We start from the raw sequence: 25,064 nt of genomic DNA, 5'->3' as shown, positions 1-25,064 counted from the left end.
GTCAGTCCTTCTGAGGGGAGGCAAGCCAGCCGCGCGGCAACATGCGGGACAAGGTCGCATCGCGCTGGAACAGGTGGTGGTAGAAGGCAGCGCCGGCGTGGGCCAGCACCACCGCGATCAACAGCCAGAAGCCGTATTCGTGGATGGCATGGGACACCGCGACCACCTGCGGGTCGGGGCCGCTCAGCTTGGGCACGTCGACCAGGCCGAACCAGCGGAACGGGCGCAGGCCGCTGGCCGAGTCGTACAGCCAGCCTGACAGCGGGATGGCGAACATCAGGACATACAGCAGCACGTGGGTGGCGCTGGCGATGCGCTCCTGCCAGCTGGGCACGCCCGGCACCGGCTTCGGCGCACCGGCATACAGGCGCCAGCCGAGACGGAACAGCACCAGCGCCAGCACGGTGATGCCGATCGACTTGTGCGCGGTGTAGACCCAGAAGTATTTCGGGGTCTTGGGCAGTTCGCCCATGGTCAGGCCGACCACGCCCAGGGCGAGAATCAGCAGGGCGATCAACCAGTGCAGGATCTGGCTGACACTCCCCCAGGCGGCGGGGGTGTTCTTGGCGGTCATGAAGGGTCCTTGGGGGCCGTCTTGGGGTCGGAGTGCGGGACGACGGCGGGAGTTCCCGGCGTGTCGCTGCGGTCGAGGGTGGCTTCAGCCTCGATACGTACCTGCACCGCATCACCGATCACGCCCGGCCAGGCGGTGATGCCGAACGCGCGCCGGCTCAGCGTGGTGGTGGCGGAAAAGCCGGCGGTACGCCGGAACGGCGGTAGCGGGTAGCGCTTGAGGGCGTTGAGGGTCACCTCCAGGGTGACCTCCTGGCTGACCCCGCGCAGGGTCAGCGTGCCGATCACGTGGGCGCGCTTGGGATCGATCGGTTCGACCCGGCTGGAGACGAAGCGCGCGTTCGGGAAACGTTCGCCGTCGAGCAGGCTGCGGGCCAGGGTGGCCTGGTTCCACTTGGCGTCACCAAGGTCCAACCGCGACACCGGCACCTCGACGTCCAGCGTGGCATCGCGCCAGTTGTCGGGATCGAACTGCAGGCGGCCCTCGCTGCCGGAGACCGTTCCCATGGCCTGCGAGTAGCCGGCGTGGTCGATCGAGAACAGCACCCGCGTGTGCACCGGATCGAGCCGATAGGTGTCAGCGGCCGCCCAGGCGGGGGCGGTGGCGAGCAGCATCGGCAGCAGGGCCAGGCAGGGACGCATCGATGGCGGGCTCCGGGAAGGGGACGTTGCGATCATACGCACAGCCCCCTGCCAACGTTGCGTGCATGACTGCAACAGTTCGTGGTGGCGCCGCCGCTGGAAACAGGCTGTTGCAGCCATGAACCCGGCCCTGTGTGACAATCGGCCCAGGACAGGGGGTTCAGGATGAAGAGTCGCTGGCGGCAGTGGTGCCGTGGCATTGCGGGGTTGGGACTGCTGCTGGGCGCGATCACCGCCGCCGCGGCGACCCCGGACATGGCTGAAACACCACGCCTGCGCCGCTTCGGGGCCGCCGAAGGATTGCCCTCGCGCATGGTGGTGGCCCTGGCCGAGGATCGCCAGGGACACATCTGGGCGGCCACCGACGGCGGCCTTGCCCGCTACGACGGCAACAGCCTGCGGGTCTGGGAGCACGATCCGGACCAGCCGGGTTCGTTGCCCGGCAATGAGATCGAGACGCTGCTGATCGATCCGCTGGACCGGGTGTGGGTGGGCATGAACGGCAAGGGCGTGGCCCGGCTGGATGCCGATCGTGCGCGCTTCAGGACCTTCGACACGGTCAACTCCCTCTGCGAGGGACAGTTCTGGGCGCTGGCCTACGCCGAAGACGCCTTGTGGATCGGCACCAACAACCATGGTGTGTGCCGCCTCGGCGAAGATGGCAGCGTACGCCTGTACACCCATGATCCGGCGCATCCCGGCGGGCTGCCCAGCAACAGCATCTTCACCAGCCTGGTCGATGCACAGGGCCGGCTGTGGGTGGGCACCGAAGCCGGGGTGGCGCGTTGGAACGGGACCGGCTTCGAGCCGGTGGGCGCACGCGAACTGGGCACGCTGAGCGTGCTCCGGCTCAGTCGCGATGCCGACGGTTCGATCTGGGTGGGCAGCCAGAACGATGGCCTGTACCGCATCGACGCTCAGGACCGGGTCAGTCGCCCGCGCTGGGCCGACAGTGCCCAGCTGCGTTCGGCGCTGGTGCTGGCCGATCGCCAGGGCGGCTACTGGGCCGGCACCTCCGATGGGCTGCTGCGCGGGGATGCGGCCATGCTACGCCGGCTCGAGGGTGACCGTGGCAGCGGCTTCCTGACCGCACACAGCGGCGTGCTGGATCTGCTGCAGGACCACGAGGGCGGGTTGTGGGTGGCACTGCTCACCCAGGGCCTGGCCTACCTGCCGCCGGACTGGCGGCGCTTCTCGATCTGGAACCAGCTCGATGGCAAGCCGCTGGACAGCCAGTACCTGCTGAGCGCGGCCAGCGACGGGCAGAACTACTACGTCGGCTCGGCCCGTGGCGTTTACCGGCTCGATGCGCAGGGCACCCTGCGCCTGCTTGCCAGCGACCGCCAGCTCGGCAGCGGTGTGGTGTGGTCGGTGCTGCCGCGCCCGGACGGGCGCCTCTGGCTGGGACGCGGTGGACGCATCACCGTGTACGACCCGGCCAGCGGTGCACTGCAGGATTGGCGCATCGATGGCAGTGCCGACCTGCGCCAGCGCATCGACCTGATGCGGCAGGCGCCGGATGGCACGGTCTGGGTATCGGTGATGGGCCTGGACCTGCAGCAGCGCAGCGCCGAGGGGCGGCTGCTGCACAGCTATCCGTTGCAGCAGTTCCAGGGCAGCGCCGATGCGCCCATCGAACAGATCCGTTTCGATGACCACGGCCGCCCCTGGATCATGGGAGAGATGGGGATCTGGCGCGCGCAGGCTGGACGCTTCGAGGCGGTGCCGGGCGTTTCGCGCGGGCCGATCTATGACCTGGTGTGGATCGATCCGCAGCAGATGTGGCTGGCGCGCCAGGGCGCCTTCGAGCGCTACCAGTGGGATGGCATGAGCCTGCGGCTGATCCAGCGCATCGACGGGGCTGCGGGCGTGCCACCGGTCAGCATGGGCGGGCTGGCCCTGGCCGACAACGGCCAGCTGTGGGCCACGACGCCGCGCGGCCTGCTGCGCTGGGATCCCAAGGCACGCCGCCTGCAGCAGTTCAACGAGCGCGATGGCCTGTCAGACGCCGAATTCACCGGGCGGCCACCGGCAGTGAACGCCGATGGCCGTGTGCTGGCGGTGACCCAGACCGGGCTGGTGGCCTTTGACGTGAATGCTGCTGACAGTGCGCGGCCGCCTTCCTCGCTGGTGATCGCCGAAGTGCGCGTGCGCCGCGACGATGCGCGTGGCTGGCAACCGTTGCCGGTCACCGGCACGCTGCTGTTGGGGCCGGATGACCGTGACCTGCAGATCGACGCGCGGCTGTTGTCCTACGCCAGCCCGCAGGGCAACCGTTACCGTTTCCGCGTGCAGGGCTACGACCAGGACTGGGTGGAACAGGGCGGCGACGGCCAGCGCACGCTGTCGCGGCTGCCGACCGGCCACTACGTCATCGAAGTCCAGGCGGCGTCCTCCAACGGGGCGTGGACCGCTTCGCAGCGGCTGCAGGTGAAGGTGCTGCCGCCGTGGTGGCGCAGCGGCATGGCCATCTTCGGCTACGTGCTGCTGGGGTCGCTGTTGCTGCTGACGCTGGCCTGGGCGATCCGTGCGCGGCTGCGCCGGCGCCAGCAATGGCAGCTGACCGTGCACAAGCAGCAGCTGGCCGAGCAGGCCTCGCAGGCCAAGAGCCGCTTCCTGGCCACGCTCGGCCACGAGGTGCGCACGCCGATGACCGGCGTGCTGGGCATGAGCGAGCTGCTGCTGGCCACGCCGCTGGACCCGATGCAGCGCAGCTATGCTGGTTCGATCCAGCAGGCCGGCAGCCACCTGCTGCGGCTGGTCAACGATGCACTGGACCTGGCCCGCATCGAGGCCGGCCGGCTGGAACTGGACCTGCACCCGTTCGATCTGAAGGAGCTGCTCGACCAGGTGCAGGGCCTGATGCAGCCGATGGCACAGCAGCGCCAGCTGGCCTTCCAGCGCGGCGAGGATCCGCTGGGCCCGATCAGCGTCAGCGGCGATGAAATGCGTGTCCGCCAGATCCTGCTGAACCTGCTGGGCAACGCCATCAAGTTCACCGAGCGCGGGCACGTGGGCCTGTCGGTGCACCTGGAAGAACGAGGCGGTGTGTGTTTCGAGGTGCATGACAGCGGCCCGGGCATCAATGCCGAGCAGCAGCAGCGCCTGTTCCATCGATTCGAACAGGCCGAGGGGCCGCGCACGGCATCGCGCTATGGCGGCAGTGGGCTGGGCCTGGCGATCTGCCAGGAGCTGGCGGTGGCGATGGGCGGGCACATCGAGGTGGACAGCCAGCCCGGCAAGGGGGCCCGGTTCCGCGTGCAGTTGCCGCTGCCGTGGACCCGGCAGGCGGCGCGTGCCAGCGGTGAGCCGGCGGCGTCGCCGGAGCTGCCACCGCTGCGCATCCTGCTGGTGGAGGATGATGCGACCGTTGCCGAGGTCATTGCTGGCCTGCTGCGTGGACGCGGACACGACGTGGTCCATGTGCTGCACGGCCTGGGCGCATTGTCCGAGATTGCCACCCATCGCTTCGATGTCGGCCTGCTCGACCTCGACCTGCCGGCGCTGGATGGCACCGCCATCGCCCGCCAGCTGCGCACGATGGGCTACGAGCTGCCGCTGGTGGCGGTGACCGCACGCTCCGATGCCTACGCCGAGACCCAGGTGCTGGCCGCTGGATTCGACGGCTTCCTGCGCAAGCCGGTGACCGGTGACCTGCTGGTGGCTGCGATTGCCCAGGCGCGCGCAAAACGACAAGCCATGGCGTGACTGCGGCGTTGCCCAGCGTGAAGGGTGCGACTTTCGGTTTACCATGCCGACGCCCGCTGTGCGGGCATCATCAGATCCAGTGTGAGGAGGCCATCGGTGGTGTATCTGCGGGCGGCGATGCTGCTGCTGGTCCTGCTGTGCTGCGTGTCGCCGGTTGCTGCACAGCCGGTGCCGCCGAGTCCGCGACAGGTGACGGTGTTCGATGGCCTGCCGTCCAACACGGTCAACCGCATGGCCGAAGACCGTTACGGCTACCTGTGGATCGCCACCAACGACGGCCTGGCCCGTTACGATGGGCGTACCTACCGGGTCTGGCGCTCGGAAGATGGCCTGCGCGACAACCGCATCTGGACGGTGCTGGTCGATGCCCGCAACCAGTTGTGGATCGGTACCGAGAATGCGGGCCTGGTACGGATGTCGGCCGACCGCCGCCAGCTGCACTTCTACGACCGCAGCAGCCAGCCGTTGATGGGGACCAACACGGTCTGGAGCCTGGCCAGCACGCCGGATGGCTCGATCTGGTTCGGCACCCATGAGGGCGGCCTGTACCGGCTGGACAGCCACGACCGCCTGCAGCGTTTCCTGCCCGAGCCGAACAACCCGCGCAGCCTGCCCTCATCGTCGGTGCCGTACCTGGCCACGCTGGCCGATGGCAGCCTGTGGATCGGCACCAAGCATGGTGTCGCGCGCTGGACCGGTACCGATTTCGAACGCGTCGGCGCCGACGTCATTCCCAGTCCGCTGATCAACGGGCTGACCACCGAGCCCGATGGCAGCCTGTGGATCAGCACCATGGCCGGTGCCACGGTGCGTCGCCCGGACGGGCGCTTCGAAGCACCGCCGTGGAAGCTGCCACCGGGCGAGCAGGTGCTGGGCATGATGCTGCGCGACGAGCAGGGAGGGCACTGGCTGGATACCCGCACCGGCCTGGGCCGCGCGGTCGATGGCCAGTACCAGACCGTGCCGCTGTACAGCGCGATCGCGCGCGGTCCGGTCCGGCCCAACTGGACCGGCACCTACGAGGATCGGGAAGGCGGCATCTGGCTGGCGAGCACCAATGCCGGGCTGTGGCACCTGCTGCCGCGCTGGTGGCAGTTCTCCGTGCTGTCGCGCCTGGAGGATGACCCCAGCTCGCTGCGCAACGCACTCGTGCTGGGTACCAGCGCTTCGCGCAATGGCGGCGTATGGGCGGTCGGCGGGCACGGCGCGCTGGACCGCTTCGATCCCAGGACCGGCAAGGTCGAACAGCACCGGACCTGGGTCAATGGCATGCATTGGTTGACCTCGGTGCGCGAAGACCGCCACGGCCAGGTCTGGGTCGGTTCCACCGATGCCCTGATCCGTTACGACCCGCAGCGGCGCGAGCTGCGCCGATGGGGGCGCGAGGCCGGCGCCGATGCCGCGATGGAAGGGGTGGTCGAGGCCTTGATGACCTGTGACGGCGACAGTCTCTGGCTGATGCTGCCTTCGGGCCTGCAGCAGCGTGACCTCGACGGTCGCGTGCGGCACCAGCTGGACAACGGTGAGCGCGGATTGCAGCAGGGCCAGCTCAACCTCGATGTCGAATGCGGGCCACAGGATCATATCTGGCTGGCCAGCAGCCGCGGACTGCTGCAGTGGCTGCCCGACAGCGGACGCTTCCAGCCGGTGCCGGGCGCGCCGGCAACGGCCATCCACGCGTTGCATGTCGGTCGTGATGGCCAGGTCTGGCTGTCCGAGGATGGCCGCCTGTCGCGTTATCGCTGGAGCCAGGGCCGCCTGGAACGGCAGGCGGTGATCGGCGCGGAACAGGGATACCCGGCCATTTCCGCCTCCGGCCTGGTGGTCGATGGCCAGGGCGTGGCCTGGGCGACCAGTGCGCGCGGCCTGGTGCGGGTGAGTGCCGATGGCCAGAGCGTGCGTCTGTACGGCGTGCACGATGGCCTGCCCAGCCAGGAGTTCCGCGAACACACGTTGATCGCGGCGGCGGACGGTCATCTGGTGGCCGGTACCCCGGCCGGTGCGGTGGTGTTCGATCCAGCGCAGGTGCGGCCTTCGGTGCGGCGCGCGCCGCTGGTGATCGAGCGGGTGGAAGTGCGCCGCAACGAGCAGGTGCTGGACATGACCCACGATGCACCGTTGCAGATCGCCGACGGCGACCGCGACCTGCGCATCGTCGCGCGGCTGTTGTCCTTTGCCGATTCGGCGTCCAACACCTATCGCTACCGCCTGGCCGGTTACGACCCGGACTGGGTCGAAGTCGGGCCGGCCGGCGAGCGCCTGTTCTCGCGCCTCGCGCCGGGCAGCTACCGGCTGGAAGTGCAGGCGCGCTCGGCCGACCACGTCTGGTCGCGGGTGCAGAGCCTGGAGTTCCGCGTGCAACCGCCCTGGTGGCGCAGCCTGTCCGGGCTGCTGGTGCTGGCGTCGATCGCCCTGCTGCTGACCAGCTGGTTTGCGTGGCTCTATCGCCGCCGCCTGCAACGCCGCCACGCCTATCAGCTGGCGTTGCACAAGCAGGAGCTGGCCGAACAGGCATCGGCTGCCAAGACCCGTTTCCTGGCCAATCTGGGCCATGAGATCCGTACCCCGATGACCGGCGTGCTGGGCATGAGCGAACTGTTGCTGGCCTCGCCGCTGGACCCACAGCAGCGTGGCTACACGCAGTCGATCCGGCACGCCGGTGAGCACCTGCTGCATCTGGTCAACGATGCACTGGATCTGGCACGGATCGAATCCGGGCGGCTGGAGCTGCAGTCCAAGCCGTTCGCGCTGAGCTGCCTGCTGCAGGATCTGGCCGCGCTGATGGGCCCGCTGGCGGCACAGAAGGGCTTGCACTTCACCCTGGACAACCAGTTGCCGGCAGGTCTGCATGCCACCGGCGATGCCATGCGGGTGCGGCAGATCCTGCTCAACCTGCTGTCCAACGCGGTCAAGTTCACCAGCCGCGGCACCATCACCCTGCACGCACGCAGCGACGGCGACCTGCGTGCGCTGCACTTCGAAGTGCGCGACACCGGACCGGGTATCAGCCAGGAACAACAGCAGCGCCTGTTCCGTCGATTCGAACAGGCCGATGGTGCACGCACCGCCGCACAGTACGGTGGCAGTGGTCTGGGGCTGGCGATCTGCCGTGAGCTGGCGCAGGCGATGCAGGGCCGCATCCAGGTGGAGAGCCAGTTGGGGCGCGGCACCTGTTTCGGCGTGACGCTGCCGTTGCCGCTGGTGGTCGATACCGATGCCGAGACGGGCGCTGCAGCGGATCGCGATGAAGCCACGCGCCTGCCGCCGTTGCGGGTACTGCTGGTGGAAGACGATGCCACCGTGGCCGACGTCATGCGCGGATTGTTGAGTGCGCGTGGCCATGAGGTCGTGCATGCGGGGCACGCGCTGGCGGCGCTGCGTGAGATCAGTGCCGGTGACTTCGACGTCGGTCTGCTCGACCTGGACCTGCCGGGTCTGAGTGGTTTCGAGCTGGCCCAGCATCTGCGCAACCAGGGCTACATGCTGCCGCTGCTGGCGGTGACCGCGCGCACCGATCCTGACCTGCAGCAGCAGGTGGAGGCCGCCGGCATCGGCGGTTTCCTGCGCAAGCCGGTCACCGGTGAGCTGCTGATGGAGGCCATCGGCAAGGTGATGGGGCGGTAGGGCCTGCGTAGAGTCGAGCCTGCTCGACTGAAGCAGCGGCTGGACGGCATGGGGTCAGATCCGTTTTCCTCCGGAAAACGGATCTGACCCCATTTTCATTCTCGACATCTGACAGACGTGTCGACCAAGGTCGACACCCACCAACAGATCGCAGGAATCCTTCGAAGGCGGGGCACTGTGGGTTTGCGGGGTGTGAGCCGCATGGATGCGGCGACCAAGCCCCCATGGATGGGTTTACGGCGTCCCCGCAAACCCACAGTGCCCCGCCATCCCGCAGCAAGCCCGCCGTTGCCCTTGCCCTTGCCCGCAGCAGGTGCAGGGCCGCAGGCCCTGCCGAACCCCCTCACTCCGCCACGTGCTCGACCTGCCGTGGCTCCGGCTTGGTGTCGGGCAGCTGCCAGAAGATCATCGTCGAGGTCAGCGTGATCGCGCCGACGCACAGGAAGGTGGCATGCAACGCCGCCGTGGCATCGGTGCTGTCCAGGTGATTGCCGAACGCGGCCAGCAGGCTGCCGGCCGCGGCGGCGCCAAAACCGGCCGCCAGCATCATCACCATCGACAGCAGGCTGTTGCCGGAACTGGCGAACTCGCGATCCAGGTCACGCAGGGTCACGGTGTTCATCACGGTGAACTGCAGCGAATTGACCGCGCCGAAGAACGCCAGCTGCAGCAGCCGCAGCGCCAGGTGCTGGCCCGGTGTCATCAGGATGAAGCTGGCCATCGCCAGCCCGACCAGCACCGTGTTGACCATCAGTACGCGGCGATAGCCGAAACGTTCGACCAGCTTCACCGCCAGCTGCTTGGAGACCATGCCGGCGGCCGCCACCGGCACCATCATCAGGCCGGCATTCATCGGGCCCAGGCCCAGGCCGACCTGCAGCAGCAGCGGGATCAGCATCGGCATGGCGCTGCTGCCGATGCGCGAGAACAGATTGCCGAGAATGCCGATGCGGTAGCTGGGCACGCGGAACAGCGCCAGCGAGAACAATGGCGCGGTCGAATTGGCCGCATGCAGCCAGTAGCCGACCAGTGCTGCCAGGCCGGCCACGGTCATCAGCATCACCAGTGCGTGCGGCGTGCCCAGTCCGGAAATGCCGTCCAGCGCCAGCGACAGCACCACCATCGCAAAGGCCAGCATGATGTAGCCGCGCAGGTCGAAACGGGTGCGATGGCTGGCGTAGTGGTCGGGCATGATTTTCATCGCGGCGATGAAACCGATCACGCCGATCGGCAGGTTGATCAGGAACACCCAGTGCCATGAGGCAATCTCGACCAGCCAGCCGCCCAGGGTCGGGCCGATCAGCGGGCCGACCAGCGCCGGGATGGCGATGAAGCTCATCGCACGCAGGAAATCCTCGCGTGGCACCGAGCGCATCACCGCCAGCCGGCCGACCGGCAGCAGCATTGCGCCGCCGATGCCCTGCAGCACGCGCGCACCGACCAGCTGGTGCAGGTGCTGGGCCAGCGCGCAGGCGAGCGAGCCGAGGGTGAACAGGATGATGGCCAGCAGGAAGGTGCGGCGGGTGCCGTAGCGGTCGGCGATCCAGCCGGAAGCAGGGATAAAGGTCGCCACCGCCAACGCATAGCTGAACACCACCGACTGCATCTGCAGCGGGCTTTCGCCCAGGCTGGCCGCCATCGCCGGCAATGCCGTGTTGACGATGGTCGAGTCCAGCATCTGCATGAAGATCGCCAAGGACACCAGCCACAGCAGGGGACGGTGGCGGTTGTAGGTCGATGACGATGTGGGCATGGCGTGTGGCCGGTGCAGCGTGGGGGCGCCATGATCGCGCAAACCGGGTCACGGTGCGATCAACGTCGCACCGTGACGCTTGCGGCGCTTGATTCAGCGCTGGCTGTGTGCGTGCACTGCGTCGACCAGGACCTGCACGTGCGCCGGGTCCATGTCCGGCGACATGCCATGGCCGAGGTTGAACACATGGCCCTCGCGCGAACCCCCGTTGCCGGCGGCGTAGGTATCGAGCACGCGCGCGGCGGCGGCGGCGATCGCATCCGGCGAGGCGTACAGGGTGGTCGGGTCGAGGTTGCCCTGCAGGGCGACGCGGCCGCCGGTACGGCGCATCGCTTCATCCAGGTCCAGCGTCCAGTCCAGGCCCAGCGCATCGGCACCGGTCTGCGACAGAGCGTCCAGGTGCAGGCCGGTGCCCTTGCCGAACAGGATCAGCGGCGTGCGTTCGCTGCCCTGGCCACGCTCCAGGCCTTCGGCGATGCGCTGCAGGTAGCGCAGCGAGAACTCGCGGTACATTGCCGGCGACAGCACGCCGCCCCAGGTGTCGAACACCTGCAGCGCCTGCGCACCGGCCGCGCGCTGCGCGCCGAGGTAGGCGATCACCGCCTCGGTGGTGACCTCCAGCAGGCGGTGCAGCGCCTGCGGGTGGTTCAGCGCCATCGCCTTGATGCGCGCGAAGTCCTTGCTGCCGCCGCCTTCGACCATGTAGCAGGCCAGCGTCCACGGGCTGCCGGAGAAACCGATCAGCGGCACCTGGCCGTCGAGTTCACGGCGGATCAGCCGCACCGCGTCCATCACATAGCCCAGGTCCTGCTCCATGTCCGGCACCGCCAGCCTGGCGATGGCCGCTTCATCGCGCACCGGGTGGCGGAACTTGGGGCCTTCGCCTTCGACGAAGTACAGCTCCAGGCCCATCGCGTCGGGAATGGTGAGGATGTCCGAGAACAGGATGGCCGCGTCCAGCGGGAAGCGGCGCAGCGGTTGCAGGGTGACTTCGCAGGCGATCTCCGGGGTCTTGGCCATGGCCAGGAAGCTGCCGGCCTTGGCCCGGGTCGCGCGGTATTCCGGCAGGTAGCGGCCGGCCTGGCGCATCAGCCAGACGGGCGTGCAATCCACCGGTTCGCGGCGCAGGGCGCGCAGCAGGCGATCGTTGCGGAGAGGGCTGGTCACGGTGGGCATTCCTTGGACGAAAGTGGGCAGCGGCGTCAGTCGCCGTGCGAAAGGATCTGGAAGCCGCGATGCAGTTCGGCATCACGGGCTTTCTCGAAGGCATGTCGGGCATCGTCGGCCTGCAGGAACAGCTCACGCCGCAGCTGCGAGCGGCCGCCGACGCGGCCGCTCTCGCGCAGCAGCTCCCAGCCGCCGAACAGGTCCGGCTGCAGGTTCAGGCGCAGGAAGCGCGGTGCCTGCGCACCGGCGTCGGGATGTTGCAGGTAGACGTGCATGGCGCCGATTGTAGCGGGGCCAGGGTGACCCCCGCCGCAACACGGTCGTGCCGGCCGCTGGCCGTCAATCCTGCCGCGCAGCCCGGTAGTGCCGGCCGCTGGCCGGCTTCCTCGTTGCTGAAGTTGCCGGCCAGCGGCCGGCACTACCGGGCCGAGAGCACCTTCAGCACCGCCGCCTCATCCACGTCCGGCACCACTTCGGCGCGGCCCATGCCGCGCCACAGCACCAGGCGCAGACGGCCGGCCACGTTCTTCTTGTCCAGCCGCATGCGGCCGAGCAGGGCCTGCGGGTCCAGCCCGGCCGGGATCGTCACCGGCAAACCGAGGCGTTCCAGCAGCGCCTGCAGGCGGGCGCGGTCGCTGTCTTCGGCCAGGCCCAGGTCGGTGGACAGCTGCGCGGCCAGCACCATGCCCACCGCCACCGCCTCGCCATGGTTCAGCGCATCGCGGCCGGGGGCCGAGTAACCCTGTTCGGTTTCGATGGCGTGGCCGAAGGTGTGGCCGAGGTTGAGCAGGGCACGCTCGCCCTTCTCGAACGGGTCACGCTCGACGATGGCGGCCTTGTGCCGGCAGCTGCGCGCGATGGCTTCGGAAAGCACCGCATCCTCACCGGCAAGAAGCGCATCGGCATGCTGCTGCAGCCACTCGAAGAACACCGCATCGCCCAGCGCGCCGTACTTCACCACTTCGGCCAGGCCGGCACGCAGCTCGCGCGGCGGCAGGGTGGCCAGCACGCGCGTATCGGCGATCACCGCGCGCGGCGGATGGAAGGCGCCGACCAGATTCTTGCCGGCCGGAATGTCGACGGCGGTCTTGCCGCCCACCGACGAATCGACCATCGCCAGCAGCGTGGTCGGCAGCTGCACGCAGTCCACGCCGCGCATCCAGCACGCCGCAGCGAAACCGGCCAGATCGCCGACCACGCCGCCGCCGAGGGCGAACACGCAGGCATCGCGGGTGGCGCCGAGCGCGGCCAGTGCTTCGATTGCACGGCCGAATTCGGCCAGGGTCTTGGACGCTTCACCGGCGGCCAGCACGTGCTCGCCGATGATCAGGTCCGGGCGTGCGGCCAGCAGCGTCTGCTTCACCGCCGCCAGGTAGCGCGGCGCCACTTCGCTGTCGCTGAGCAGCAGCACGTGACGGCCGCGCACATGCGAGGCCAGCGCAGTGCCGTCGGCCTGCGCACCGGCGCCGATGGTGATGGAGTAGGGGCGGTCGCCGCCAACGGCGACCTGCAGCAGGGCGGGGGAGGTCATGCAGTCAGGTCCTGGCGCTGCCATTGCGTGGCCAGCTTGACCACCAGCTGGGCGGTCGCATCGGCAGCGGTGTACGGGTCGGTATCGAGGGTGAGGTCGGCCAGCTTGCGGTAGAGCGGGTCGCGGTGCGCGGCCAGGTCATGCAGCACCTGCTCGCGGTCCGGGCGTTGCAGCAGCGGCCGGCCCTTGTCGCGGGCCAGCCGTTCCAGTTGTGCGGTCACGCTGACCCGCAGGTAGACCACGAAGCCGCGCTGGGCGATCAGGGCACGGTTGCCCGGATCGAGCACCGCGCCGCCACCGGTGGAAACCAGCTGGCCGCGGCCTGCCAGCACGCGGGCCAGCGCTTCGCGTTCGTGGGTGCGGAAGCCGGTTTCGCCGGAGTGCTCGAAAATGGTCGGAATGCTGGCGCCGGCGGCATCGACGATGGCCTGGTCGACATCGACGAAGTCCAGCGTGAAGCGCTCGGCGAGGCGGCGGCCGATGCAGGTTTTGCCGGCGCCCATCGGGCCGATCAGGATCAGGTTCGGAGCAGGATTCATGCCCTCTGATGCTAACACCTCCGTGCCCCGGCCTTTACGTTCTTCACGTCAGGGTGGTGGTTCCTGCGGGGGGTTCCCGCGCCAGCCGGAGTACAGCCCATGTCGGTCGCCAAGGTCATCGAAATCACCGCCTCCTCGCCGAAAAGTGTCGAGGACGCCGTACGCAGCGGGTTGAAGAAGGTCTCCGAGACGGTCAAGGGCATCCAGGGCGCCTGGGTGAACGAGACCAAGGTGGTGACCAACGGCAGCGGCGAGATCACCGAATGGCGGGTCAACCTGCGGGTGACCTTCCTGGTCGAATAAGCGCGTTCAGCGCAGTGCCTGCACCTGGCGCTGGCCGTCCAGCACCACCACGTGGTCGGCCAGGGCCGGCAAGGCCTGCAGCGCCTGCCGGCTGACCCGCTCGTAGTACTGCACGAAGCGCTCCAGCTGTGGCCGGCTCATGCCGTGCCGGCCCGGCTGCGCGACCTGCAGGTTCTGCTCCTGCTGCCAGCGCCAGCGCGGCACCACCGAAAAATCCGGCGGCTGCAGAAACCACAGGCGGTCGCAGCGCTGCCACAGCGCGGGGTAGTCGCGGGCCAGCGCCTGGTTGCACCAGTGGCGCCAGCGGCCGTCGGCGTCGGCTTCACGTTCCAGTGCGTTCAGCGGGCTGTCCAGCGCGTCGTCATCCTGCGCCGGTGTGCCCAGGAACCAGCCTTCGAACACCAGCAGGTCGAGGGGGTGTTCAATTCGCGGCCATTGCGCTTGGGGCAGGCGCTCGTCGGCCAGCTTGTCGAAGCGGGGCAGGGCGAAGGGTTGCCGCGCGGCCACTGCGTCGAGCACGGCGTGGGCCAGTGGCAGGTCATGGGTGCCGGGTGGGCCGCGGGTGATCAGCAGCGGATGCACCTGGCGGGCCAGCCGCTGGCGCTGGGCGCGGGTCAGGTAGACGTCATCGATGGACAGCGTCGCCGCGTTGAGGCCGCGCGCCTGTGCGCGCGCCACCACCTGTGCGGCCAGCGTCGATTTGCCGCTCCCCTGCAGGCCGCTGATCGCCAATACTGGAACCGCTGCGCCGCTGCCCAGCGCATCGTCCAGCGCCTGTTCGGCCAATGTTTCGGGGAATCCTTTCACCTGGGGCATATACGCAGCAGCGGCCATGCAGCCACAATAGCCCAATCCGTGTGAGAAGAACGCAATCATGAGCGACCTGTACGCCGAAGCCCTGTCCACGTTTGCCGGCCTGTTCGAAGAGGCCAAACAGAGCCGCGAGGTCGAGCCGAACGCGATGACCGTAGCCACCGCCGATACCCACGGCCGCCCTTCGGCGCGCACGGTGCTGCTGAAGGCGTTCGATGAGCGCGGTTTCGTGTTCTACACCCATCTGGACAGCCACAAGGGGCAGGAACTGCAGGCCAATCCGCAGGCCGCGCTGTTGTTCCTGTGGCGCAGCCTGCGCGAGGCCGGCATCCAGGTGCGCATCGAGGGCCGTGTCGAACAGGTCGCCGATGCCGAGGCCGATGCCTATTTCGCCAGCCGCCCGCGCATGAGCCAGATCGGTGCGTGGGCCTCGCAGCAGTCGAAGACGCTGGCGACGCGCGAAGAGTTCGATGCACGCGTGGCGGAGGTCGAGGCACGTTTCGAGGGCAAGGACGTGCCGCGTCCGGACGGCTGGAGTGGTCTGCGCGTGGTGCCCGACCGCATCGAGTTCTGGTACGGCGCGCAGTTCCGCCTGCACGAGCGCTGGTGCTATGAAGCCGGTGCCGAAGGCCGCTGGAGCAAGCGCCTGCTGTACCCGTAAGGCGGGATGGTGCTGGGGCTGCTGTAGAGCCGAGCCCATGCTCGGCTGCTCCTTCGAAAGTATCAGCCGAGCATGGGCTCGGCTCTACAGAAGTCTGCGTTTGTCGTGAACGGACCGGCCTGCTTCATCTGCGAGCAGGTCGCTGGCCGGCACACTCCGGCCGATGCCCTCGATCTGCGGAGTTGCCATGCCTGCCTGGCGTTGCCTGTTTGCTGTGCCGCCGCCGCGCCGCGGCGTGGAAGCGTTGCTCTTGCTGCTGGCCCGCATCGTGGCCGGGGTGATGTTCTGCGTCTCCGGCTGGAACAAGGTGTTCACCGATGCCGGGCGCGAGCGCATGGTGCATACGCTGGTCGAGGCGGGCATCCCGTTCCCGGTGTTCAGTGCGCCGGTGCTCGGGGCCATTGAATGGATTGCCGGTGGCCTGCTGGTGCTGGGCCTGTTGAGCCGCCCGTCGGCCCTGCTGCTGGCGGCGATCTGCGCGGTGGCTGCGCTGACCGACGGCATCGCGCGTATTCCGGCCGGGCTGGGCGTGCTGGATTGGCTGAGCTGGTTCTTCTATCTGAGCGAAGTGCCGCTGGGCGTGCTGTTGCTGTGGATTGCGGCGGTGGGCAGTGGCCGCTTCGCCTTCGACGCGCGTCGTCGCGCGCAGCTTCTGTAGCGTCGAGCTTGCTCGACTGCTCTTCCTGTAGAGCCGAGCCATGCTCGGCTGATTTTCCTCAGTCGAGCAAGCTCGACTCTACAAAGGCGGTCGAGCAAGCTCGACTCTACAAGGGCGGTCGAGCAAGCTCGACGCTACAGGCCTTCCGCGCGCAGCCAACGCCACAGCGTGGTGCGCGATACGCCCAGCGCTTGGGCCATGCCCTCGCGATCATTGCGGTGTTCCTGCAGCAATGCTTCCAGCTGCGCACGCGGCGGGCGCTTGCCGTTGCTTTCCACCGGCAGTGCCGTCGCGCCTTCGCTTGTCAGCTCGGGCGCAAGCTGCCGCAGTCGCGCCGCATCGATCAGCCCTTCACCGGGCTGCCAATGGATGCGCAACCGATCCACCAGGTTGCGCAGCTCACGCACGTTGCCCGGCCATTCTGCGGCGCACAGCGCTGCCATCGCATCCTCGTCCAGCGGCGCATCGATGCCACGCAGCTGGCGGAAGAAATGCCGGGCCAGCAGCGGGATGTCACCGCGCCGTGCACGCAGCGGCGGCAGGGCGATGCGCAGCGCGGCCAGCCGGTAATACAGGTCGCGACGGAAGCTGCCCGCTGCCGCGCGCTGCTCCAGCGATTGCAGGGTGGCGGCGACCACGCGCAGGTCGACCGGGGTGGGTTCGGTGGCGCCCACGCGCAGTACTTCACGTTCTTCCAGCACCCGCAGCAGGCGGGTCTGCAATGGCAGCGGCAGCTCGCCGATCTCATCCAGGAACAGGGTGCCGCCGTCGGCGGCTTCAACCAGGCCGACGCGTCCGCCGCGACGTGCGCCGGTGAAGGCGCCATCGCTGTAGCCGAACAGCTCGGCTTCCAACAGCGATTCACTGATCGCACCGCAGTTCAGCGCGACGAAGCGGCCGCGTCGGCCACTGCCCGCATGCAGCTGGCGTGCGACCAGCTCCTTGCCGGTGCCGGTTTCGCCGGTGACCAGCACGGTGCTGTCATGCGGTGCATACAGCGCGATCTGCGCGCGCACCTGCGCCATCGCTTCGCTGTCACCGAGCAGGTCGTGGGCATCGCTGCGCGGTGCGGCGCGGCGGCGCGGCGTGGGCCGGCTGCCACCGGAGCGGGCCAGGGTCTGGGTCAGTTCCAGCGCGTGCTCGAACGCCTGCCGTACCGAATCGGCCGAGTACAGCAGCACGCCGGGCAGGCCGGCCTGTTCGGCGTGGTCGATGGCCATGCCGGTGCCGACGATCACCTCGATGCCGTTGGCGCGCAGATCGGCGATACAGTCGCGCGCGTCCTCGCGGGTGACGAAGCGGCGATGCTCGATGTCCAGCCCGAAGCTCTGCTGGAAGTTGCTGAACACCGGCACGTCGCTGGCGTGGGTGACCAGGCCGATACGGCTGGCGATGCGCCGCGCCCGCGCCAGCGCCTCCATCAGGTCGAAGCCGTTGGCCTGGATCGGCACCAGTGGCAGCTCCAACCGGCTGCGCAGCCAGGCGGCGTTGGAGCCACCGGCAATCACCACGTCGCAATGCTCGCGGCGCAGGCGCTGGCCGATCACCGACACCGCGTCCTCGAAGCCGAGGTTGATCTGCTCGATGCGCGCGCGGCGGTCGAATTCGGGAATGACATCCCCGAGCAGGCCGGTCAGGCGCGAGACGCTGACCGTCCAGATCACCGGGCGGCCCGGGTCGGCATCGGCGTGGCGCAGCGGGGAGCGGGGCAGGTACATGGCGGCAGGGGTGGGAGCGATGTTTCATGATACATCTGTTTCAATGTTTCATTCGTTTCAGTGTTGCGCGCCGGTCATCCCCGTGAAATCAACGGCTTGCAGCTTGGCATGGTGCTTGCGCCTACCTACCCGTTCTCCAACCTGGATTGCCGCATGACCGCTTCCACTCCTTTCTCTGCCGGTGCCCGCTTCCGTGAGGCGCTGGCTGCCGAATCGCCGCTGCAGGTGATCGGCGCGATCAACGCCAACCACGCCCTGCTGGCCAAGCGCGCCGGTTTCCGCGCCATCTATCTGTCCGGTGGTGGTGTCGCTGCCGGTTCGCTGGGCCTGCCGGACCTGGGCATCAACACCCTGGAAGACGTGCTGATCGACGTGCGCCGCATCACCGATGTCTGCGACCTGCCGCTGATGGTGGACATCGACACCGGCTTCGGCCCGAGCGCGTTCAACATCGCGCGCACCGTGAAGTCGCTGATCAAGGCCGGCGCGGCCGCCTGCCACATCGAAGACCAGGTCGGCGCCAAGCGCTGCGGTCATCGCCCGGGCAAGGAAATCGTCTCGCAGGGTGAAATGGTCGACCGCGTGAAGGCCGCCGCCGATGCCAAGACCGATCCGGACTTCTTCCTGATCGCGCGCACCGACGCCATCCAGGTGGACGGCGTGGACAAGGCCATCGAGCGTGCCATCGCCTGCGTCGAGGCGGGTGCCGACGGCATCTTCGCCGAGGCCGCCTACGACCTGGATACCTACCGTCGCTTTGTCGACGCGGTGAAGGTGCCGGTGCTGGCCAACATCACCGAATTCGGTGCCACCCCGCTGTTCAGCCGCGATGAACTGGCCTCGGCCGGCGTCGCCATCCAGTTGTTCCCGCTGTCGGCATTCCGTGCGGCCAACAAGGCGGCCGAGAACGTCTACCAGGCGGTGCGCCGCGATGGCCACCAGCGCAACGTGGTGGAGACCATGCAGACCCGCGAAGAACTCTACGACCGCATCGGCTACCACGCCTTCGAGCAGCAGCTCGATGCACTGTTCGCCGCCAAGAAATAAGCAGTACCCTGCACCATCAAGTTTTCGGAGGGAAACATGAACGATACGACCGCAACCCCGACCTTCAAGCCGAAGAAGTCCGTCGCCCTGTCCGGCACCGCCGCCGGCAACACCGCGCTGTGCAGCGTGGGCCGCAGTGGTAACGACCTGCACTACCGCGGCTATGACATCCTGGACCTGGCCAACACCAGCGAATTCGAGGAAATCGCCTACCTGCTGGTGCACGGCAAGCTGCCGACCCGCGCCGAGCTGGTCTCGTACAAGGCCAAGCTGAAGTCGCTGCGTGGCATTCCGGCCGCAGTGAAGGCCGCACTGGAAGAACTGCCGCCGTCGGCGCACCCGATGGACGTGATGCGCACCGGCGTATCCGTGCTCGGCTGCGTGGCCCCGGAGAAGGACGACCACAACCATCCGGGCGCGCGCGACATCGCCGACAAGCTGATGGCCTGCCTCGGTTCGATGCTGCTGTACTGGTACCACTGGAGCCACAACGGCCGCGCCATCGACGTGGAGACCGACGACGACTCGATCGGCGGCCACTTCCTGCACCTGCTGCACGGCGAAAAGCCGCAGGATTCGTGGGTGAAGGCGATGCACACCTCGCTGATCCTGTACGCCGAGCACGAGTTCAACGCCTCCACCTTCACCTGCCGCGTCATCGCCGGCACCGGCAGCGACATGTACAGCGCGATCTGCGGTGGCATCGGCGCGCTGCGTGGCCCGAAGCATGGCGGCGCCAACGAAGTGGCGTTCGAAGTGCAGAAGCGCTACGACAACCCCGATGAGGCCGAGGAAGACATCAAGGCCCGCGTCGAGCGCAAGGAAGTGGTGATCGGTTTCGGCCACCCGGTCTACACCGTCTCTGATCCGCGCAACAAGGTGATCAAGGATGTGGCCCGCGAGCTGTCCGAAGAACAGTCCAGCATGAAGATGTACGACATTGCCGAGCGCCTGGAGTCGGTGATGTGGGACATCAAGAAGATGTTCCCGAACCTGGACTGGTTCAGCGCCGTCAGCTACCACATGATGGGCGTGCCGACCGCGATGTTCACCCCGCTGTTCGTGATCGCCCGCACCGCCGGCTGGAGCGCGCACATCGTCGAGCAGCGCATCGACGGCAAGATCATCCGCCCGAGCGCCAACTACATCGGCCCGGAAGATCGCGACTTCGTCGCCATCGACAAGCGCGTCTGATCCACCCGCTGTACCCATCCGGCCGGCCCTGCGCCGGCCGGATGCATTCGCCGCCGCATTGCCGGCACCCGGCCCGCCCCAAGTACTCCGCCAGCCCATGAATACCGATTACCGCAAGAACCTCCCCGGCAGCACGCTGGACTATTTCGATGCGCGTGCCGCCGTCGATGCGATCCAGCCCGGCGCCTACGCCACGCTGCCGTACACCTCGCGCGTGCTGGCCGAGAACCTGGTACGCCGCTGCGATCCGGCCACGCTGGCCGCTTCGCTGACGCAGCTGATCGAGCGCCGTCGCGACCTCGATTTCCCGTGGTTCCCGGCGCGTGTGGTCTGCCATGACATCCTCGGCCAGACCGCGCTGGTTGACCTGGCCGGCCTGCGTGATGCGATCGCCGACAAGGGCGGCGACCCGGCCAAGGTGAATCCGGTGGTGCCGGTGCAGCTGATCGTCGATCACTCGCTGGCGGTGGAGTGCGGTGGTTTCGATCCGCAGGCGTTCGAGAAGAACCGCGCCATTGAAGACCGCCGCAACGAAGACCGTTTCCACTTCATCGACTGGACCAAGCTGGCGTTCCAGAACGTGGATGTGATTCCGCCGGGCAACGGCATCATGCACCAGATCAACCTGGAGAAGATGTCGCCGGTGGTCTACGTGCAGGACGGCGTGGCGTTCCCGGATACCTGCGTCGGTACCGACAGCCATACCCCGCACGTGGACGCGCTGGGCGTGATCGCCATTGGTGTGGGCGGCCTGGAAGCGGAGAACGTGATGCTGGGCCGCGCCTCGTGGATGCGCCTGCCGGACATCATCGGCGTGGAACTGAGCGGCCGGCCGCAGCCGGGCATCACTGCCACCGACGTGGTGCTGGCGCTGACCGAGTTCCTGCGCAAGGAACGCGTGGTCGGCGCTTGGCTTGAATTCTATGGCGAAGGCGCTGCGGCACTGACCATTGGTGACCGCGCCACCATTTCCAACATGTGCCCCGAGTACGGTGCTACCGCGGCGATGTTCTACATCGATGCGCAGACCACCGATTACCTGCGCCTGACCGGTCGCGAGGAATCGCAGGTAGCACTGGTGGAGAACTACGCACGCACCACCGGCCTGTGGGCCGATGATCTGGCCACCGCGCAGTACGAGCGCGTGCTGCGCTTCGACCTGTCCAGCGTGGTGCGCAACATGGCCGGCCCGAGCAATCCGCACCGCCGCCTGCCGGTGTCCGAGCTGGCCGAGCGCGGCATCGCCGATGAAGCCAAGCTGGAGGCCGGCAAGGCCGAACAGGCCCAGGGCCTGATGCCCGATGGCGCGGTGATCATCGCCGCCATCACCAGCTGCACCAACACCTCCAACCCGCGCAACGTGATCGCTGCCGGCCTGCTGGCGCGCAAGGCCAATGAACGTGGCCTGCTGCGCAAGCCGTGGGTGAAGTCGTCGCTGGCGCCGGGCTCGAAGGCGGTGCAGCTGTACCTGGAAGAAGCCGGCCTGCTGCCGGACCTGGAAAAGCTCGGCTTCGGCATCGTCGCCTTCGCCTGCACCACCTGCAACGGCATGAGCGGCGCGCTGGACCCGGCGATCCAGCAGGAGATCATCGACCGCGACCTGTATTCGACGGCCGTGCTGTCGGGCAACCGCAACTTCGACGGCCGCATCCACCCGTATGCGAAGCAGGCCTTCCTGGCCTCGCCGCCGCTGGTGATCGCCTACGCCATTGCCGGCACCGTGCGCTTCGACATCGAAAAGGACGTGCTGGGTGTGGACGCCGACGGCAACGAGGTGCGCCTGAAAGACATCTGGCCGAGCGACGCCGAGATCGACGCCGTGGTGAAGGCGGCGGTGAAGCCGGAGCAGTTCCGCAAGGTCTACAACCCGATGTTCAACGTGCGCGTGGAGCACGGCGCGGCGGTCAGCCCGCTGTACGACTGGCGCCCGCAGAGCACCTACATCCGCCGCCCGCCGTACTGGGAGGGCGCACTGGCCGGTGAGCGCACGCTGGCCGGCATGCGCGCGCTGGCGGTGCTGCCGGACAACATCACCACCGATCATCTGTCGCCGTCCAACGCGATCCTGGCCTCCAGCGCCGCCGGCGAATACCTGGCGAAGATGGGCCTGCCGGAAGAGGACTTCAATTCCTACGCCACGCATCGCGGCGACCATCTGACCGCGCAGCGCGCCACCTTCGCCAATCCGAAACTGTTCAACGAGATGGTGCGCAACGACGACGGCAGCGTGAAGCAGGGTTCGCTGGCGCGCGTGGAGCCGGAAGGCAAGGTGATGCGCATGTGGGAAGCGATCGAGACCTACATGGAGCGCAAACAGCCGCTGATCATCATTGCCGGTGCCGATTATGGCCAGGGCAGCTCGCGCGACTGGGCCGCCAAGGGCGTGCGCCTGGCCGGCGTGGAAGCGATCGTGGCCGAAGGCTTCGAACGCATCCACCGCACCAACCTGATCGGCATGGGCGTGCTGCCGCTGGAGTTCAAGCCGGGCACCACCCGCCTGACCCTGGGCATCGACGGCACCGAGACCTTCGATGTGGTCGGCGAGCGCACCCCGCGCGCCGACCTGACCCTGGTCATCCACCGCCGCGATGGCCAGGACGTGATCGTGCCGGTCACCTGCCGCCTGGACAGCGACGAGGAAGTGGCCATCTACGAGGCCGGCGGCGTGTTGCAGCGCTTCGCGCAGGACTTCCTGGAAGGCGCCAAGGTGGCGTGAGGCAGTGGTGGCTACCTTGTGTCGAGTTACCGCCATGCTGGCTTCGGCCCGCATGGCGGTGGTTACAGAGGAGAGGGGCGTTGCCCCATCTGCATGGGAACGGCGTTCTACAACATCGCAGGCACGGTCAACACGGCCTTCATTTTTCTGAGCCTGTTGGGTGTGGGCGCGCAGTTGCGACTGGTGCGCAGCCGCCGGGAACGTGCGGGCGCGACTGACAGCGCCACTTCAGTGCTGTCGCTGAACCAGTTCACGGTCAGCTTCCTGGCGTACCTTTCGTTCTTCATATACGGCTACAGCGTCACACCATTCAATCACTTCATTGTCTGGCCGCGCTTGCTCGCATCGATACTGGTCATGAGCATCCTGGTGGAGATCTGGCGTGACCGCCGAAGTGGCTCCGCAACGATCAGCCTGCTGGCAGCCGTGCTGCTGTTGATCTGCGCGCTGGCCGGTCTGGCTTGGGGCAACCGTCATGTGGATGAGGGCAGGGTAGTGGCCAGCGCGATGATTGTGGTGATCACCGCCTTGCTGGCGCAGGGCTACCTGCACCAGATTCTGCTGATCCTGCGCAATGGCCACACCGGTGCCGTGTCGCTGCGGATGAGTCAGTTGATTCTGCTGATGGACCTGTCCACGATCGTATTTGCCTTCGCCATGGGCCTGCGGATGGGATGGCCTTTGCTGCTGCTGGCCGCGGTGAGCGCAAGCACCAAACTGGCCATCCTGTATCTGTTCCGTTGGCAGCAAGGGACGTCAGCGCGGGCGCGGCGAAGTCATGCTGAGGCGCCTGCCTGATGGCAAAGACTTCTTTATGCAAAGGCTGGCGCTTTCTGCACTTGTCGTTGCCTTTGGTGCCTCGCAGACTGTCGCGTGACAGTTCCGCAGTGGAGGTTTGCATGGTCAATATCAAAGTGGTATTGACAGATGAGCTCAGACAATTCGTGGACCAGGACGTTCGTGAAGGCGACTATGTCAGCGCTTCTGAGTACGTTCGTGACCTTGTCCGTCAGCGTCGGCGAAGCAAGGCTGAAGACCTGCTGCGCCAATTGATCGCGGAAGGCGTCGCTTCGGGGCTTCCTGCCCCTCTGCCCCCGGGGCACTTCCAGAATCTGCTTGAACGCGCATCGAATCGAGAATGAAGCCAGTACATCCGGCCCACCCCAAGTCGGTGCACGGCTCCCCAGGAATTGTTTCACTGCACACAGGAACCCGATCCATGACCTTCCTCCCGCAACTCCGTATTCCCGCCACCTACATGCGCGGTGGCACCAGCAAGGGCGTGTTCTTCCGCCTGCAGGACCTGCCCGAAGCCGCGCAGGTGCCGGGCGCTGCTCGCGATGCGCTGCTGATGCGCGTGATCGGCTCGCCCGATCCGTATGGCAAGCAGACTGACGGCATGGGCGGTGCAACGTCCAGCACCAGCAAGTGCGTGATCATCTCCACCTCTTCTGTGCCGGACCACGATGTGGACTATCTGTACGGGCAGGTCTCGATCGACACCGCCTTCGTCGACTGGAGTGGCAACTGCGGCAATCTCAGTACTGCGGTTGGCCCGTTCGCCATCGCCAATGGCCTGATCGATCCCGCGCGCGTGCCGCGCGACGGCCTGTGCACGGTGCGTATCTGGCAGGCCAACATCGGCAAGACCATCATCGCCCACGTGCCGATGCGCGATGGCGAAGTGCAGGAGATCGGCGATTTCGAGCTGGATGGCGTGACCTTCCCGGCCGCCGAGATCCAGCTCGAATTCATCGATCCGTCCGATGACGGCGACGCCGGCGCGATGTTCCCGACTGGCAATCTGGTGGACACCCTGGAGGTGCCCGGCGTGGGCAGCTTCGAGGTGACCATGATCACCGCCGGCATCCCGACCATCTTCCTCAATGCCGCCGACCTGGGCTACACCGGCACCGAGCTGCAGCCGGCGATCAACGAAGACAAGGCAGCGCTGGAGCGCTTCGAGACGATCCGCGCCTACGGTGCCTTGCGCATGGGCCTGATCAAGAACCTGGAAGACGCGGCGACCCGCCAGCACACGCCGAAGGTCGCCTTCGTGGCGCCGGCGCAGGACTACGTGTCGTCCAGTGGCAAGTCAATCCCGGCCTCGGCCATCGACCTGCACGCGCGTGCGTTGTCGATGGGCAAGCTGCACCACGCGATGATGGGTACCGCCGCCGTGGCGATCGGCACCGCAGCCGCGATTCCGGGCACGCTGGTCAATCGCGCGGCCGGTGGTGGTGAACGCGAAGCGGTGACCTTCGGTCACCCCTCCGGCACGCTGCGCGTGGGCGCACAGGCCGGGCTCGTTGACGGCCAGTGGACGGTGACCAAGGCCATCATGAGCCGCAGCGCCCGTGTGCTGATGGAAGGCAAGGTGCGGGTGCCGGCCGAATGATGTGCTGGTAAACGCCAAC

General features: G+C 67.6%; 20 protein-coding genes. 11 read left to right on the top strand and 9 right to left on the bottom strand.

The annotated features are described in order from the left end of the window. Nucleotide 1: 1 nt before the first annotated feature. The gene (locus C9412_RS08635; RefSeq protein ID WP_005410672.1) at nucleotides 2-574 is read right to left on the bottom strand and encodes a cytochrome b; all 573 of its coding nucleotides are present in this window, start codon (nucleotides 572-574) and stop codon (nucleotides 2-4) included. Beyond that, complete coding sequence (locus C9412_RS08630) at nucleotides 571-1,215, bottom strand: YceI family protein (protein WP_107231233.1); 645 nt, start codon at nucleotides 1,213-1,215, stop codon at nucleotides 571-573. The genes C9412_RS08635 and C9412_RS08630 overlap by 4 nt, the downstream gene beginning before the upstream one ends. Before the next feature lie 165 nt (nucleotides 1,216-1,380). On the opposite strand from C9412_RS08630, the gene C9412_RS08625 reads away from it, so the two are divergent. Both C9412_RS08625 and C9412_RS08620 read left to right on the top strand, forming a co-directional pair. Further along, a complete protein-coding gene (locus tag C9412_RS08625; protein ID WP_107231232.1) occupies nucleotides 1,381-4,923 on the top strand; it encodes an ATP-binding protein in 3,543 nt (1,180 codons plus the stop codon). A gap of 96 nt (nucleotides 4,924-5,019) precedes the next feature. Beyond that, nucleotides 5,020-8,547, top strand: a complete 3,528-nt coding sequence (locus tag C9412_RS08620; protein WP_107231231.1) for a hybrid sensor histidine kinase/response regulator — start codon at nucleotides 5,020-5,022, stop codon at nucleotides 8,545-8,547. Nucleotides 8,548-8,890: 343 nt separating this feature from the next. Here C9412_RS08620 and mdtD read toward each other — a convergent pair whose 3' ends face one another. The 5 genes from mdtD to C9412_RS08595 form a co-directional block, all read right to left on the bottom strand. Next, entirely contained in the window at nucleotides 8,891-10,300 is a 1,410-nt protein-coding gene (gene mdtD / locus C9412_RS08615) for a multidrug transporter subunit MdtD (RefSeq protein ID WP_107231230.1), read from the bottom strand. A 93-nt stretch (nucleotides 10,301-10,393) separates the two neighbouring features. Further along, nucleotides 10,394-11,476: a uroporphyrinogen decarboxylase gene (gene hemE / locus C9412_RS08610; RefSeq protein ID WP_107231229.1), complete on the bottom strand. Its 1,083-nt coding sequence runs from the start codon at nucleotides 11,474-11,476 to the stop codon at nucleotides 10,394-10,396. Nucleotides 11,477-11,502: 26 nt separating this feature from the next. Then, on the bottom strand, nucleotides 11,503-11,742 hold the full coding sequence (locus C9412_RS08605; protein WP_107231228.1) for a WGR domain-containing protein: 240 nt from the start codon (nucleotides 11,740-11,742) through the stop codon (nucleotides 11,503-11,505). A gap of 143 nt (nucleotides 11,743-11,885) precedes the next feature. Continuing rightward, nucleotides 11,886-12,998: a 3-dehydroquinate synthase gene (aroB, locus tag C9412_RS08600; protein WP_107231227.1), complete on the bottom strand. Its 1,113-nt coding sequence runs from the start codon at nucleotides 12,996-12,998 to the stop codon at nucleotides 11,886-11,888. Continuing rightward, nucleotides 12,995-13,537, bottom strand: a complete 543-nt coding sequence (locus C9412_RS08595) for a shikimate kinase (RefSeq protein ID WP_107231226.1) — start codon at nucleotides 13,535-13,537, stop codon at nucleotides 12,995-12,997. Before C9412_RS08595 ends, aroB begins: the two co-directional genes overlap by 4 nt. Nucleotides 13,538-13,636: 99 nt before the next feature. Between C9412_RS08595 and C9412_RS08590 the strand changes: the two genes are divergently transcribed. Continuing rightward, nucleotides 13,637-13,840, top strand: a complete 204-nt coding sequence (locus tag C9412_RS08590) for a dodecin family protein (protein WP_107231225.1) — start codon at nucleotides 13,637-13,639, stop codon at nucleotides 13,838-13,840. A gap of 6 nt (nucleotides 13,841-13,846) precedes the next feature. Here the strand turns inward: C9412_RS08590 and C9412_RS08585 are convergent, their stop codons facing one another. Continuing rightward, a complete protein-coding gene (locus C9412_RS08585; RefSeq protein WP_107231224.1) occupies nucleotides 13,847-14,674 on the bottom strand; it encodes a kinase in 828 nt (275 codons plus the stop codon). Between the two features lie 40 nt (nucleotides 14,675-14,714). Between C9412_RS08585 and pdxH the strand changes: the two genes are divergently transcribed. After that, nucleotides 14,715-15,314 carry a pyridoxamine 5'-phosphate oxidase gene (gene pdxH / locus C9412_RS08580; protein WP_107231223.1) on the top strand — a complete coding sequence of 200 codons (600 nt, stop codon included), beginning with the start codon at nucleotides 14,715-14,717 and terminating at the stop codon, nucleotides 15,312-15,314. A gap of 187 nt (nucleotides 15,315-15,501) precedes the next feature. Then, a complete protein-coding gene (locus C9412_RS08575; protein WP_107231222.1) occupies nucleotides 15,502-15,972 on the top strand; it encodes a DoxX family protein in 471 nt (156 codons plus the stop codon). A 134-nt stretch (nucleotides 15,973-16,106) separates the two neighbouring features. Here the strand turns inward: C9412_RS08575 and prpR are convergent, their stop codons facing one another. Next, on the bottom strand, nucleotides 16,107-17,690 hold the full coding sequence (gene prpR / locus C9412_RS08570) for a propionate catabolism operon regulatory protein PrpR (RefSeq protein ID WP_107231221.1): 1,584 nt from the start codon (nucleotides 17,688-17,690) through the stop codon (nucleotides 16,107-16,109). 153 nt (nucleotides 17,691-17,843) lie between these two features. Here prpR and prpB point away from each other — a divergent pair, with 153 nt between their 5' ends. From prpB to prpF, 6 genes are all read left to right on the top strand, one after another. Next, nucleotides 17,844-18,737 carry a methylisocitrate lyase gene (prpB, locus tag C9412_RS08565; RefSeq protein WP_107231270.1) on the top strand — a complete coding sequence of 298 codons (894 nt, stop codon included), beginning with the start codon at nucleotides 17,844-17,846 and terminating at the stop codon, nucleotides 18,735-18,737. Nucleotides 18,738-18,773: 36 nt separating this feature from the next. Next, the gene (gene prpC, locus C9412_RS08560; protein WP_008265338.1) at nucleotides 18,774-19,931 is read left to right on the top strand and encodes a 2-methylcitrate synthase; all 1,158 of its coding nucleotides are present in this window, start codon (nucleotides 18,774-18,776) and stop codon (nucleotides 19,929-19,931) included. Nucleotides 19,932-20,028: 97 nt separating this feature from the next. Next, nucleotides 20,029-22,647, top strand: coding sequence for a Fe/S-dependent 2-methylisocitrate dehydratase AcnD (gene acnD, locus C9412_RS08555; protein ID WP_107231220.1), 2,619 nt, complete (start codon nucleotides 20,029-20,031; stop codon nucleotides 22,645-22,647). A 93-nt stretch (nucleotides 22,648-22,740) separates the two neighbouring features. After that, nucleotides 22,741-23,445: a hypothetical protein gene (locus tag C9412_RS08550; protein WP_107231219.1), complete on the top strand. Its 705-nt coding sequence runs from the start codon at nucleotides 22,741-22,743 to the stop codon at nucleotides 23,443-23,445. Between the two features lie 101 nt (nucleotides 23,446-23,546). Next, nucleotides 23,547-23,789, top strand: a complete 243-nt coding sequence (locus tag C9412_RS08545) for a type II toxin-antitoxin system ParD family antitoxin (RefSeq protein ID WP_107231218.1) — start codon at nucleotides 23,547-23,549, stop codon at nucleotides 23,787-23,789. A gap of 77 nt (nucleotides 23,790-23,866) precedes the next feature. Continuing rightward, complete coding sequence (gene prpF / locus C9412_RS08540) at nucleotides 23,867-25,045, top strand: 2-methylaconitate cis-trans isomerase PrpF (protein WP_107231217.1); 1,179 nt, start codon at nucleotides 23,867-23,869, stop codon at nucleotides 25,043-25,045. Nucleotides 25,046-25,064: the final 19 nt, after the last annotated feature.

The organism is Stenotrophomonas sp. Nf1, from assembly GCF_003028475.1.
Classification (GTDB): Bacteria; Pseudomonadota; Gammaproteobacteria; order Xanthomonadales; family Xanthomonadaceae; genus Stenotrophomonas.
This window is presented reverse-complemented; position numbering and strand designations above follow the sequence as displayed.

Bases quoted from the DNA above. Each gene is read 5' to 3' on its own strand.
- C9412_RS08550 (WP_107231219.1), top strand. From the start codon at position 22,741: ATGGGAACGGCGTTCTACAACATCGCAGGCACGGTCAACACGGCCTTC.
- prpB (WP_107231270.1), top strand. From the start codon at position 17,844: ATGACCGCTTCCACTCCTTTCTCTGCCGGTGCCCGCTTCCGTGAGGCG.
- acnD (WP_107231220.1), top strand. From the start codon at position 20,029: ATGAATACCGATTACCGCAAGAACCTCCCCGGCAGCACGCTGGACTAT.
- prpR (WP_107231221.1), bottom strand. From the start codon at position 17,690: ATGTACCTGCCCCGCTCCCCGCTGCGCCACGCCGATGCCGACCCGGGC.
- prpF (WP_107231217.1), top strand. From the start codon at position 23,867: ATGACCTTCCTCCCGCAACTCCGTATTCCCGCCACCTACATGCGCGGT.
- C9412_RS08585 (WP_107231224.1), bottom strand. From the start codon at position 14,674: ATGGCCGCTGCTGCGTATATGCCCCAGGTGAAAGGATTCCCCGAAACA.
- hemE (WP_107231229.1), bottom strand. From the start codon at position 11,476: ATGCCCACCGTGACCAGCCCTCTCCGCAACGATCGCCTGCTGCGCGCC.
- C9412_RS08625 (WP_107231232.1), top strand. From the start codon at position 1,381: ATGAAGAGTCGCTGGCGGCAGTGGTGCCGTGGCATTGCGGGGTTGGGA.
- prpC (WP_008265338.1), top strand. From the start codon at position 18,774: ATGAACGATACGACCGCAACCCCGACCTTCAAGCCGAAGAAGTCCGTC.
- C9412_RS08545 (WP_107231218.1), top strand. From the start codon at position 23,547: ATGGTCAATATCAAAGTGGTATTGACAGATGAGCTCAGACAATTCGTG.
- aroB (WP_107231227.1), bottom strand. From the start codon at position 12,998: ATGACCTCCCCCGCCCTGCTGCAGGTCGCCGTTGGCGGCGACCGCCCC.
- C9412_RS08635 (WP_005410672.1), bottom strand. From the start codon at position 574: ATGACCGCCAAGAACACCCCCGCCGCCTGGGGGAGTGTCAGCCAGATC.
- C9412_RS08595 (WP_107231226.1), bottom strand. From the start codon at position 13,537: ATGAATCCTGCTCCGAACCTGATCCTGATCGGCCCGATGGGCGCCGGC.
- C9412_RS08575 (WP_107231222.1), top strand. From the start codon at position 15,502: ATGCCTGCCTGGCGTTGCCTGTTTGCTGTGCCGCCGCCGCGCCGCGGC.
- C9412_RS08630 (WP_107231233.1), bottom strand. From the start codon at position 1,215: ATGCGTCCCTGCCTGGCCCTGCTGCCGATGCTGCTCGCCACCGCCCCC.
- mdtD (WP_107231230.1), bottom strand. From the start codon at position 10,300: ATGCCCACATCGTCATCGACCTACAACCGCCACCGTCCCCTGCTGTGG.
- C9412_RS08590 (WP_107231225.1), top strand. From the start codon at position 13,637: ATGTCGGTCGCCAAGGTCATCGAAATCACCGCCTCCTCGCCGAAAAGT.
- C9412_RS08605 (WP_107231228.1), bottom strand. From the start codon at position 11,742: ATGCACGTCTACCTGCAACATCCCGACGCCGGTGCGCAGGCACCGCGC.
- pdxH (WP_107231223.1), top strand. From the start codon at position 14,715: ATGAGCGACCTGTACGCCGAAGCCCTGTCCACGTTTGCCGGCCTGTTC.